Source organism: Methanosarcina barkeri str. Wiesmoor, assembly GCF_000969985.1.
Taxonomy (GTDB): domain Archaea; phylum Halobacteriota; class Methanosarcinia; order Methanosarcinales; family Methanosarcinaceae; genus Methanosarcina; species Methanosarcina barkeri_B.
Window position 1 is genome coordinate 1,004,281 of sequence record NZ_CP009526.1, and the last position, 12,180, is coordinate 1,016,460.

A 12,180-nucleotide genomic window follows, 5' to 3' on the forward strand; every position below is an offset into this window, starting at 1 on the left:
AGGGGCACAATTCTTCCGGGCTTTCCGTGCCTTTCGTAGTTATAAAGTAAAATGCAAATACTTAAGTTAAGGACTATAATTATTGCAGCGGTTCTCTGCTTTGGTTTCTTTTCTCGCAGTTTTTTCTGAAGCGTGAACAACTACTACGCTAAACACTTAATGGCTTTTCATCTTTTTTCTAGGTAAAATCAATAACCTGCGGATAAGACCAGATTTTCAAATTTGTTACAATCCTTTGATAATACTTTATTGGAGTCCTAAGGTATCGAATTTAAAATTTTTTAGATTTCATATTTTAAAACAATTTTACGCAGGCGCATGCACAATTAACAGTAAGTTTCCATTCTTCGAACTCTTTAATTGATTACACCAATATAGTTAAAATTGGATAATTTATAAACAAAAAAGACTATATCTATTATTCATTAACGTAAATAAGACTTATGTATCCTAAGATTAAATTATCTTTTCTTTTATACTTATTTTTAAACATGAGTCAAGGCATATACTTAAATAAATAATTTGTGACCAAAACATCCAACAATCAAAGATTCTGAAATAATTAATGATTCGGAAAAAAGTATGAAAAACGGATAGTTTAATGATCTAGTGAAAACGTTTGTGGTTTATATATAATGTATTAGTAATAGTTTATGGAGTTCAAAAGTGCTTTCAGATGCTACCGAACTCCATAAAATCTACCCCGAAAGGCAGTTATCATGTTTAGCTGTGCGAATATTTAAACTTGCCTGATTCTGCCTCCTAGGGAAAAATTTAGGAGTAATAAAATGATTAAGGACAAAATTAGAGTAGGAACGCTAGTTTTAGCAATACTGCTGGTTGGTATGGCATTGATACCAGCTGTGAGTGCACAGAAAGAAGATAATTATTCTGTAACTGCTGAGGAAGCTTTTAAACACGCAAATGCACACATGGCAAAATTTATTGCAACAGACGCACCCTATTTTGAGAACTGGACAGAGGCCACTATTGATCCAAAACCACTAGAACTTTATGATCCAAATGGTCAAAAACTGTATTATCAGTTTTCTGTGTATAAAAATAATAATCTAGTAGGTATAATCGATATTGGTGCAGATAAAAAACTTGGGCAAACTGTCCAACTTGTTGAGTGCAATCCAAAACCGTTTGATGCTACTAAAGCCATGAAAAAATCAATAGAAATCGCCATAAACGAACATCCAAATGGAAAAATAAAATCAACACAAATGGTTGTATACGATTATCCTCTTATCGGAGCAATGACAGTGGTAAAGGACAAAATAACAGGGGATGAAGATCGGGTATTTGTAGACGTATATACTCTTGATATAGTACCAGATGAACCGGCAACTGAAACAAAGCGCGGAATTTGGTCAATATACGAGCAGAGATTGAAGAATGGAATAGACAAGAATTTAAAGAACTGGCAGGAAAGCGATAATCTTACGAAATCTGTGGAGTATAAAGCAGCTAATTTGGAGATCAACATATCTACACCAATCACTGAGGAACAGATGGGGAAACTGAGTAGTAATGTAGTGACAACAGCTACAACTAAAACACTCAATGTTCCTTTATATGGAGGCGAAAAAACTTATTATTGTGGGCCGGCAACTGCCAAAATGATTGCTAAATACTATGGGGTATCTCATACCCAAGATTACATTTATGGAATAATGGGTGCGACGGCTCCACAAGGGACTACTATTGATCAGCAGCTTACTTATTATAGATCCTCACAGGGATTAGCGAAAACAAATTCAGTAAAACGCACTAGTAGTCTGTATTTTGGTGACGTAGTCACCGAAATTAACAATAATAGACCTTTCAGAAGTGGAGTTTCAGGTCATGCTCGAGCTTGTGTAGGATACTATTATGACACTGGGGAACAAATTTTGGCACTCAATGATCCATCGCCTCAGTGGTCTGGTAGTTATCAGCTGGAAGCATTTGGTTCAGAAATTAACCGTATATATGTGAGGAGCTAAAACTCCTCATCTTTTTTGGTGGTTGGTATGAGAAAAATAAATGGGAAAATTGCTATTTTTATTTTTCTTCTAACTCTCGTAACGATTGTGGGATTATTTATAAAAGCTCCAATTAATAAAAACACTCTAAAGGATGCCGAAACTCCAGTTAAAGAATTACAAGTAAGTGGCTTAGCTATCGAATTTGAAGAAGGAATTACCGAACCAGAAGTTAAAACTATTCTTGAAAATTATAACTTGACCATGTATAGGCTGAATTACAATGTGGAAGACATCGCAGATAACTACTATATAGAAGTAAAAAATAACGAAAATATCGTTATAGGAGATGAGTTTAGATCTGCTCCTGATAAAAAAAAGGGAGACTACAACATAATTTCTTTATCCGAACAAGCTATCGAAAATGAAAGCTTTCTTGAAATTCTGGATAAAAAAAATCTTCATATTAAAAAGTTCGTCTGGTGTGAACTTCATTTTGAAAACGGATCTATGAATTGGATTCCAGAGAAGGATGCAATTAAAATAAAAAATGAGCTTGAAACGAATGAAATGGTTTTATTTGTAGCCCTTTACTATATAGATGGGTAAAAACGAGAATTATAGCTACTAACGCCTCGATTTCAAAATCAATTCTTTATTTATTGGGAAAATCAGCGATCTTCGGACCATATTCAAAAGCCAAACTTTATGAATTTACTTCTGAGCTGCAGTACTAGCTTTTCTGATAGTGGTACTACACCAGAAATTGAAAATGAGAGACAATTTTTCACTACGAGTTCACTCATTTTCGACTTTGTAGAGGATACAAAACTCAAAATGGGTATACATATTTGCATGTTAATGATTCACTGCCTATTGGTCCGACCTATGGTAATCCAAGGTTACTTGAACTCACATACGGCAGTTCAAAGATCAAATGTATATGTAAGATAAAAATTCCTCAGAGGAGTTCGATAAACTTCTGATTTTCAACAGTTACCTATGAACCTATATAACAACCGACCAAGGATTAAGGTTTATCGAAACCTCCTTATTTATAGGGTGTTAGTATGAACAAATCCAGAAGGGAGCCGCTGATGTTGTCGCTTTTCAATGAGTCTATAAGTTGGGATTTAAGATGGAAGAAATAACATATGATAAAACATATCGAAAGCATACTCTCATAAGAGTTTTGGGAATAACTTCACTTACGATTTTAATATTAGCTGGTGTAGTAGGTGCATCGCCATTTGCCTATATTACTAACTACGAAAGTAATAATATTTCTGTAATTGACATAACCACAAATAAGGTTACAGCCACAGTAGATGTAGGAGACCATCCTGCTGGAGTTACAGTCAGTCCAGATGGGAAAAAGGTATATGTGGTGAACGCAGGTAGCAACACTGTTTCTGTAATTGATACAGCAACAAATAAGGTTATACACACAGTGAAAGTGGGAACCGATCCTCAAAGAATTGCAATTAGTCCGGATGGGAAAAAAGCATATGTGACAAGTCTCAGCAACAACATTGTTTCTGTAATTGATACGGCCACGAACAAAGTTACAGCCACAATAGATGTAGGAAACTTTCCTTTTGGAGTTGCATTCAGCCCGGATGGGAAAAAGGCATATGTGACAAATTCTGGCGGTGACTCAACTAACTTTACAGCTACAGTCTCTGTAATTGACACAGCCACAAACGCTGTTGCAGCCACGATATATACAGGGAACAACTCACTTGAAGTTGCATTCAGTCCGGACGGAACAAAGGCATATGTGATGAACTCCAATATTTACCATGACTCCACAGCTACTATTTTGATAATTGACACAACCACAAACGATGTTACAACTACAGTACATGTAGGAGACATTCCTCGCGGAGTTGCAGTCAGCCCAGATGGAAAAAAGGTATATGTAGCTATACAGTTTCCTGGACCTGATTCACTTACGGGTGCTGTTAATATAATTGATACAGCCACAAACAAGGTTACAGCCACTGTGCCTGTAGGAAGGGCGCCTGGTGGAATCGAAGTTACTCCAGATGGAACAAAGATATATGTGGTAAATTATGCAAGCCACACTGTCTCTGTAATTGACACAGCTACAAACAATGTTACAGATACAGTGAACGTAGGAAAATATCCTATTGAAATTGCCTTTGGGAACTTTGTAGATTCTAATATGACTGGTCAAAGCACAAGTGGAAACGAATCGAGTAAAAACTCTACACCAGGCTTTAGTTTATTGGGAGGCTTGGCCTGCCTCTGTGGTGGGTGGAAGTTCAGGAAGAAGTAAGTAATACAGGGCTTGGATTGTCAGACAGTTGAATGGCATAATGTCTTTTTGCGTGTTTGTTTTCAGCCTCTTGAAGAAAAAAGGAAGGGTTAATCCCCATCATTTTAACGGCGAGATACAACCCGTAAACTTTAACAAAACAGCAAACTTAAAATTTTATAATTCATAGGTTAAAACAATTTTATTCAATGTCCTCCTTTGGCCTGAATCCCCATACTCTACCTTTTAATTTTTTACATAATTTACCTTGATCAGCCAGTTGTATTAACCTATTTTTGTAAGTATTGGGTTGCACCCTACTTTCTCGGCAACCTCGGTTGCAGTGCAGGTAGCTTCAGCCATACATTCATCTGACTTTCCGCAGATGTTCTCGAAAAAACAACAATTTTCTTGCTATCGGTTTTGGAGAATTTCTCAAAAATCTCTCGTTATTATCTCAACTGAAGCTTTGGTAAATCGAGTTGAAAGTTTTCATTGAAGGTAAAAATGCCGAAAATTGTAGAACATTTTAAAAATAATTCTTTAAACATCACATGCAATTAGCAGAAAAAACGATAGCAGAAAAAATTATGAAAATTGTACGGACATCTGCGGAAAGAGAGATATTAGCTAAAAAAATAGATAAATTTATCAGACATCTGCGGAAAGACAGATAAATCCAGAACCAGATAGATTCCCCGAACAAATGGAGGCCCGGCGTATTATGATGCAAGAAGGTTCCCACTAGCTATTTGGATGAGTTCTCCTCTTGCATCATTTTCTTTTGTTCCTTTTATGCCTTCAATAGATTCATTGATTAGCTAGTGTTCTGGCAACTTAATTACGATACACAACGTAGACAGTTTCTCATCAGCATAAAGTGATTTTATGATACACAACGTAACAGTTTCTCATCAGCATAAAATGATTTTGAGTTTAGTCAGGGGATTCATAATTAAATGGTTGAGATACTAGATGGCGGAATGACTCAGGAAGCAAACGTGCTTTAGCCGCTGTAGTTCACAGTGCTATAATGGCTCTTACAGAAAGTAGTCCAAACACAAGGAAACCTATGATATAAAACACGGTTGTTTCTACAGTCGGTTTTTCAGTATTCTCTTTTTTTATTTCCTCATCTTTAGAGATTGTTTTGCTCAAATTGTTTTTTAACCAATTTAAAGTAAAAATAACTACTACCGCCATTCCTATTATCTCAGGAATAAAAGTGTGTTCAAGACTAAAACCTTGTGATAAGTTAAGTGTAAAAGATTCTTTGAATAGCATTAATAAGAATGCGATCCCATTAGCAACGTCGTCTTTCGGAAAACTCCATCCAAGTAGAGGCCAGAATAAGGTTTTTGGAGTATTCCACATCTGATCTTCCATAAGATGGAAAAAAGAACCTGACGCAAGGGTAATAATTACTATATCGTTTCTTTTATTATAGACATATAAACCTATTAGGAAGAGAGTAATAGAAAATAATAATGTATGGCTTATCATGCGTCCATTTGAAATCGTTGATGCAAAGACAATCAGTCCTAATGGTTTATCTATCAAATCAGGCAGAAGAGCTCCAATAGCAAGATACCTTTTATCTATGATAGTCTTTAACTGTGGTGCAATATATGAAAATACAAAAAATATCCCAAGTGTAATACCAATATGTCCAAAGAGCAGCATGGTAACACAAAGAAATCCTTTCTAAATATATAAAAATGTTCGCATTAAACAAAATTATTAGCTAATTAAATGATAAAAAGATAACAGATAATATTAAGATTCTGGGCAGTGTCTCGAATTTGCTGTAAATTTGAAGCCACGTTTTTGTGTAATGTGGGGAAAATGGATCTTCCAATGTGGAATTTTTGATCCAATACCTTTTTGAAATTTGTGATTTTACAGAAAAATCGGCATACTACCCACATTCCTTTTTACAGAATTTATTCTCTTCTTGTAGGGTTTATTCTCTTTTTACAGCTTTCATAATCGCTGCCCCTTCCTGGCTCTCAACCTCTATTGCGAAGCCAACGTCTTCGAAAAGCTCTTGCCATCCGGCTTCCGAAAGTTGGGGGCCGTGGTGGTGTTGTTCTGCAAGCGGTTCAACTGCTATCAACAGGCCGCCGTTTTTAAGCACTCTCTTTATCTCAAACAGGGCAAATTTAATGTCTTCCAGGTGGTGAAGCATTAAAAAACAGGTAGCTACATCCATCGAACCGGCTTCAAAAGGAAGTGAATAAGCGCTTCCGGTCTTGAATTTCACATTCGACACGCCAAGGACATCAGCATTCATCTGCGACTGGCCTGTAAGAGAATCATGAAGATCGATTCCGTAGACTTTCGAATCAGGATTGTTTCTTGCAAGCTCTATGGTAAGGCTTCCAAAGCCGCTACCAATATCGAGAATTGTTTCTCCTTTTATGTCAGGAAGCACAGAAGGAAGCACTTTTGATCGCACGCGTACCATGTGGTCTTCAGGAAATGTTGCTATCTTTGCTTTTTCTGCATCTATTTTCATAAAAGGCAGGATAGCATAGACTTTTGATCCGTTGATTGCCATAAGTCCTCTTACGTAAATTTGATCAGTTTCGGTTACGATGCGTTCAACAACCGAAACTCCGACATCCCTGCAAAAACGCATATTCAATTCTTCCCTCCTCTCAGGGAACCGGAAATTCAGGGGAGTATGGACTATGATGTAATGAGAATACTCCGGCTTGAAATAATCTGATATGGATTCAGGTTCATTCAGGCAAATTTCACTGATGCTGTCCCTGAAAAGGGATAAAATTTGCAGTGCAGTCTCATCCGCCTTGCTTTTTACACTTCCAATTTCTCCAAACATACCTCTAAATTTGCTTTCACTAAATAAAAGCTCTCTGACAGAAATGTTTGAAAACAGGAAAAGAAACTCACGCTAGATAACCAGAATTCCTATTTTTAATATACAGTAATAATGTCGAGAGGAAAAACTGATATTAGGCTCCTTAATTGGAGAAAAACTCCCTCTATTCTCGTTTTTTTGGATGAGACTGTTTTATTATTCAATAGCAAGATAGGCAGATTTAAATATCAAGAAACCGGATACAAGATACCTATTGGTGGTCGTGATGAAATACATAATTGCTATGATAAGGCCGGAAAGACTCGATGCAGTCAAAAGAGAACTTCAGAAACTTGAGGTAAATAGACTAACAGTATCATCGGTCGCTGGCTATGGTGCACAAAAGGGGCATTTAGAGATTTACAGGGCAACTGAACATGAAGCAAATCTTCTTGAAAAGGTCAAGATTGAAATTGCAGTGGAAGATCATTTCCTGAAATCGGTTATTGAAGCAATAAAGACCGGAGCAAAAGGCAAGGACGGTTACATCGGAAGCGGCAAGATATTTGTGCTACCTTTAGAGAACGTAATAAGGATTCGCACAAACGAAACCGGACCAGAAGCTCTATGAGGGAATGAGTATGACTATTGAAGCAGCAGACACAGTATGGGTACTCATCTCGTCTGCACTTGTATTGTTAATGCTTCCCGGACTTGCACTGTTCTATGGCGGGCTTGTCCAGCGTAAAAACGTTTTGAGCAGCATGATGCATTCATTTGTTGCAATGGGCGTCATGGCTCTGGAATGGGTATTGATAGGTTACTCACTTGCATTTGCAGACGGTAACTGGTTTGTAGGTGGCCTTGGACATGTATTCCTGAAAGGGATAGATGTATATTCAGTAACTGGTACAATTCCGACTTATGCATATGTTGCGTTTCAGGGAATGTTTGCAATAATTACACCTGCTCTGATTTCAGGTGCAATTGTAGGACGTGTGAAGTTTAAATCTTATATCGCATTCATTGCTCTCTGGGGACTTATCGTATATGCACCTGTCTGCCACTGGGTCTGGGGTGGTGGGTTCCTTACAGGGGAAGCTCTTGACTTTGCAGGCGGTACAGTTGTGCACATAACCTCAGGTGTCTCCTCACTTGCAATTCTTACATACCTTGGAAAGAGACGTGGTTTTGGGGTAGATTCATTAAAGCCACATAATGTTACTTTGACGCTTCTTGGAACTGGTCTTCTCTGGTTCGGATGGTTCGGGTTTAACGCAGGTTCATCACTTGCTGCAAATGAGATTGCATCTCTCGCATTCATTACAACACTTGTAGCCCCAGCAGCTGCAGGATTTATCTGGATGGCCCTTGAATGGTATCACTTAGGGTATCCAACAGCTCTGGGATTTGCAACAGGGATTCTTGCAGGACTTGTTGCAATAACTCCAAGTGCAGGCTTTGTCACGCCAATGGCAGCAATTCCTATAGGTGCGATCACAAGTTTCGTGTGCTACAATGCTGTAGGACTCAAAGAAAGGCTTGGATATGATGACTCGCTGGATGCCTTTGGAGTACATGGTGTTGGTGGAATAGTAGGCGCACTCCTAGTAGGTGTATTTGCAAGTGTAGGAGGGACCGGTCTCTTACTTGGGAATTCCAGCCAAATGTTAATCCAGCTTCAAGGCGTTGTCGTCACAATTGTTTATGCAGCTGTCGGGACTCTCCTTATTGGATTCATACTTAACAGAACTATAGGGCTTAAAGTCAGCGAAAGTGAAGAAAACATCGGACTTGACAAGACGCAGCATGGTGAAGTTGCATATAACATCTGAGTACAGGCAAAACTTTACCTGTACTTTTCTAATTTTAGGTTTTCTTAGGATTTTTCCTCATTGAGAAACCCATCTTAGCCATTTCTATCCTGAAAGTCTTTTTAAATATATTTCGTGCAACGTCAAGGTAGAAATGGTTATGTATAATAACATGGGAAGAAGGTAAGATATTTGAGATTTCCTAGTTATTGTATAAATATAGATGGGATGATATTATGTTAAATACTGGCTCTACAGGCTTTATGCTGCTTGCGACAAGTCTTGTGATGCTAATGACTCCTGGTCTGGCATTTTTCTATGGAGGACTTTCCTGTAAGCGGAATATTTTAGGAATTATGATGCAAAGCTTTGTTTCGATGGGAGCAACGACTGTTTTATGGTTTTTTATCGGGTATTCTCTATGTTTCAGCGGGGGAGAAGGTGCCATCATAGGAAACCTGGACAAAATGTTTTTACACGGGATTACCCCAACTACAATAATCAAAGATATGGGGTTTCCAGAAATTGTATTTGTAGCTTATCAGATGATGTTTGCAATTATTACCCCTGCCTTGATTACTGGAGCATTTGCAAACCGGGTTACTTTTAAAGCTTATCTTATTTTCCTTGTTCTCTGGCAGCTTTTTGTTTACTATCCTTTTGTTCATATGGTCTGGGGAGGCGGTCTGCTTGCACAGATGGGAGTTCTTGATTTTGCAGGAGGAATTGTTGTTCATGCTACAGCCGGATTTGCAGCTCTTGCTTCGGTCTTTTACGTAGGCTCAAGAAAGTACAACAAAATAACAAAACCAAACAATATTCCGTTAATGGCTATAGGGACTGCTCTTTTGTGGTTTGGATGGTACGGGTTTAACGCTGGAAGTGAACTGAATGTAGATGGGATTACCTCACTTGCATTCTTGAACAGTGACATTGCAGCTTCTTTTGCGGCAATCACCTGGATGATAATAGAATGGTATAAGGAAAGAAAACCAAAGTTTGTAGGGCTTATGACAGGAGCAGTTGCAGGCCTTGCAACAATTACTCCTGCAGCAGGTCTTGTTGCTTTACCCGTGGCTGCAATAATGGGCATCCTCGGATCAGTTGTCTGTTATTTTGCCGTACATCTTAAAAACAAGATGGAATGGGACGATGCTCTTGATGTATGGGGTGTCCATGGAATTGGGGGCGTTACCGGCACAATTCTACTTGGAGTCTTTGCCTCGACGGCTATAAACCCGGTAGGAGCTGACGGACTGCTTTACGGTGGCACAGCATTCTTTATTAAAGAAGTTGTGGTTGTTGCAGCTACTTCAGTCTATGCATTTGTGTTTACCTACATTATGTTGATGCTAATAAACACAATAACTCCGGTCAAAGTTACGGACGAAGAACAACTTATAGGCCTTGATATTTCTATGCACGGAGAATGTGCCTACGACACTATTCACTGAGGAAAACAGGTTTATTCAGTTAACGAAAAAGTTAGGGGCCTTCTCAACTCTTTTTTTTTCTTTTTCAGCCCCTCATTTTTTCAGAATAGTTTTTTTCTTCGAATAGTTTTTTCTTCGAATAGTTGTTTTTCAGAATAGTTTTTTCAAAACAGTTTTTTCTTTAAATATTTTCTCAGTACAGTTTTTTCTTTGAATATTTTATTCAGTACAGTTTTTTCAGAATATTTCTTTTCTTAGAACTATTTTTTCTTAGAACAGTTGTTTCCTTAGCATTGTTATAGCTAGAATCATCGAGAAAAACAATGTCATTATGAAAATGATCACAAATGCATGAGGGTTATTTTCGAATGGGACGTCAACATTCATTCCAAAAAAGCTTGCAACCATTGTTGGGACTGACAGAACGATTGTAACTGAAGTCAGGAATTTCATAACAATGTTTAAGTTGTTGGAAATAACCGAAGCATATGCATCCATTGTTCCGGTCAAGATATTGCTATAAATATTTGCCATTTCAATCGCCTGCTTGTTTTCTACGATAACATCTTCAAGAAGATCCGTATCGTCAGGATACATCTTAACAGGAGTGGATCTCAGGATTTTCTCAAGGACTATTTCATTGCTTTTTAAAGATGTAGAGAAATATACAAGGCTTTTTTCCAGCTCGAGAAGCTGGATTAATTCCTTATTTTTCAGGGATTTATGCAATTTGGACTCGATCTTATCACTTGCTTTATCGATATGCCTGAGATATTGAAGATATAACTTTGAGTTTCGATACAGGATCTGTAAAAGAAAACGTGTTTTTTTGAATGTATAAAAGGATTTTATTCTCTGTTCGATAAAACTTTTAATAACGTAATTCTCCTGAAGAGAGACTGTTACAATGTTTTTGCCAGTAATTATAATCCCAAGGGGGATTGTATAAAAAATTCCTCCGTCCTGCAGGTTAGCATTCGGTACAGGTATATCTATTAATACAACAGTACAGCCTTCATCAACTTCAATTCTGGAGCGTTCCTCTTCATCAAGTGCAGCTTTAAGATGTTCAGCAGGAATATTCAGGTCTTTTGAAATTAAAAGAATTTCCTGCTCGTTTGGATTTACAATATTAATCCATGCGCCGTCTTCAACCTGGTCAAGAGTTGTCAGTCCGGAATCTGTCGATTTGAATATCTGAAGCATGGATGTTCCTCTCCCTGTCGGCAGTATAGAATACATTCACTCAAAATGAGAATAGGATTTACAGGGCTTCAAGCAGACCGCTTATCTATAAATATATTTTCATAATAAATATTTTTTGTACATTTATTACTGTACTAAACTTTCTCTTCTCTTTGTTTTTCCTGTTTTTCCTAATTTCTTATTTGAAAATGCCTGCAAGGATAATTTAATTTGAGAACCAACCAGACTGGGTTTTAATTCAAATTGTTTTGAAATAGGAAATTTTATATAGATTGTTTCAAATATATTTGAAATAAGAACTATTGAGGTGAACACGATGAAAATCGAAATACTTGGTACAGGATGTTCAAAATGTAACAAAACAAAAGAAATGGTAGAGAAAGCTGTAAAAGAAGCAGGTGTAGATGCTGAAATTGTCAAGGTAGAGGATTTCGATATAATTCTGGGATACGGAGTCATGGTCACTCCTGCTCTTGTAATTGACGGAGATGTTAAAGTCGCAGGTAAAGTTCCAAGCGTTGATGATATCAAAAAATGGATCAAAAAATAAACCTGTCAAAATGGACTGAAGCATTAGCCCGGAACTAAAAACTAAAATAATAATTCCTTTAGGAGAAATCCAGGATACATTTTTACTTTAAGATAAATCCAG

Annotated in this window: 10 protein-coding genes; 7 read left to right on the forward strand and 3 right to left on the reverse strand. The window is 37.4% G+C overall.

Annotated elements, in window-relative coordinates; genetic code table 11:
• Positions 1-788 precede the first annotated feature (788 nt).
• From MSBRW_RS04420 to MSBRW_RS04430, 3 genes are all read left to right on the forward strand, one after another.
• Complete coding sequence (locus MSBRW_RS04420) at positions 789-1,991, forward strand: C39 family peptidase (RefSeq protein WP_011305204.1); 1,203 nt, start codon at positions 789-791, stop codon at positions 1,989-1,991.
• Between the two features lie 27 nt (positions 1,992-2,018).
• Positions 2,019-2,579 carry a UPF0228 family protein gene (locus tag MSBRW_RS04425; protein WP_011305203.1) on the forward strand — a complete coding sequence of 187 codons (561 nt, stop codon included), beginning with the start codon at positions 2,019-2,021 and terminating at the stop codon, positions 2,577-2,579.
• 529 nt (positions 2,580-3,108) lie between these two features.
• Entirely contained in the window at positions 3,109-4,272 is a 1,164-nt protein-coding gene (locus MSBRW_RS04430; protein ID WP_011305202.1) for a YVTN family beta-propeller repeat protein, read from the forward strand.
• 999 nt (positions 4,273-5,271) lie between these two features.
• Here the strand turns inward: MSBRW_RS04430 and MSBRW_RS04435 are convergent.
• Together MSBRW_RS04435 and MSBRW_RS04440 are read right to left on the reverse strand one after the other, a co-directional pair.
• Positions 5,272-5,934: a metal-dependent hydrolase gene (locus MSBRW_RS04435; RefSeq protein WP_011305201.1), complete on the reverse strand. Its 663-nt coding sequence runs from the start codon at positions 5,932-5,934 to the stop codon at positions 5,272-5,274.
• A 280-nt stretch (positions 5,935-6,214) separates the two neighbouring features.
• Complete coding sequence (locus MSBRW_RS04440) at positions 6,215-7,096, reverse strand: class I SAM-dependent methyltransferase (RefSeq protein WP_011305200.1); 882 nt, start codon at positions 7,094-7,096, stop codon at positions 6,215-6,217.
• Between the two features lie 265 nt (positions 7,097-7,361).
• Here MSBRW_RS04440 and MSBRW_RS04445 point away from each other — a divergent pair, with 265 nt between their 5' ends.
• The 3 genes from MSBRW_RS04445 (at position 7,362) to MSBRW_RS04455 (ending at position 10,343) form a co-directional block, all read left to right on the forward strand.
• Positions 7,362-7,706: a P-II family nitrogen regulator gene (locus MSBRW_RS04445; protein WP_011305199.1), complete on the forward strand. Its 345-nt coding sequence runs from the start codon at positions 7,362-7,364 to the stop codon at positions 7,704-7,706.
• Positions 7,707-7,716: 10 nt separating this feature from the next.
• Positions 7,717-8,910: an ammonium transporter gene (locus tag MSBRW_RS04450; protein ID WP_011305198.1), complete on the forward strand. Its 1,194-nt coding sequence runs from the start codon at positions 7,717-7,719 to the stop codon at positions 8,908-8,910.
• A 215-nt stretch (positions 8,911-9,125) separates the two neighbouring features.
• Entirely contained in the window at positions 9,126-10,343 is a 1,218-nt protein-coding gene (locus MSBRW_RS04455) for an ammonium transporter (protein WP_011305197.1), read from the forward strand.
• A 249-nt stretch (positions 10,344-10,592) separates the two neighbouring features.
• On the opposite strand, the gene MSBRW_RS04460 is transcribed toward MSBRW_RS04455, so the two are convergent.
• Positions 10,593-11,528: a magnesium transporter CorA family protein gene (locus tag MSBRW_RS04460; protein ID WP_011305196.1), complete on the reverse strand. Its 936-nt coding sequence runs from the start codon at positions 11,526-11,528 to the stop codon at positions 10,593-10,595.
• Positions 11,529-11,844: 316 nt separating this feature from the next.
• Between MSBRW_RS04460 and MSBRW_RS04465 the strand changes: the two genes are divergently transcribed.
• Positions 11,845-12,078, forward strand: a complete 234-nt coding sequence (locus tag MSBRW_RS04465) for a thioredoxin family protein (RefSeq protein WP_011305195.1) — start codon at positions 11,845-11,847, stop codon at positions 12,076-12,078.
• Positions 12,079-12,180: the final 102 nt, after the last annotated feature.

Coding starts and splice junctions, on each gene's coding strand:
- MSBRW_RS04440 (WP_011305200.1), bottom strand. CDS start 7,096: ATGTTTGGAGAAATTGGAAGTGTAAAAAGCAAGGCGGATGAGACTGCA.
- MSBRW_RS04450 (WP_011305198.1), top strand. CDS start 7,717: ATGACTATTGAAGCAGCAGACACAGTATGGGTACTCATCTCGTCTGCA.
- MSBRW_RS04455 (WP_011305197.1), top strand. CDS start 9,126: ATGTTAAATACTGGCTCTACAGGCTTTATGCTGCTTGCGACAAGTCTT.
- MSBRW_RS04445 (WP_011305199.1), top strand. CDS start 7,362: ATGAAATACATAATTGCTATGATAAGGCCGGAAAGACTCGATGCAGTC.
- MSBRW_RS04460 (WP_011305196.1), bottom strand. CDS start 11,528: ATGCTTCAGATATTCAAATCGACAGATTCCGGACTGACAACTCTTGAC.
- MSBRW_RS04435 (WP_011305201.1), bottom strand. CDS start 5,934: ATGCTGCTCTTTGGACATATTGGTATTACACTTGGGATATTTTTTGTA.
- MSBRW_RS04425 (WP_011305203.1), top strand. CDS start 2,019: ATGAGAAAAATAAATGGGAAAATTGCTATTTTTATTTTTCTTCTAACT.
- MSBRW_RS04420 (WP_011305204.1), top strand. CDS start 789: ATGATTAAGGACAAAATTAGAGTAGGAACGCTAGTTTTAGCAATACTG.
- MSBRW_RS04465 (WP_011305195.1), top strand. CDS start 11,845: ATGAAAATCGAAATACTTGGTACAGGATGTTCAAAATGTAACAAAACA.
- MSBRW_RS04430 (WP_011305202.1), top strand. CDS start 3,109: ATGGAAGAAATAACATATGATAAAACATATCGAAAGCATACTCTCATA.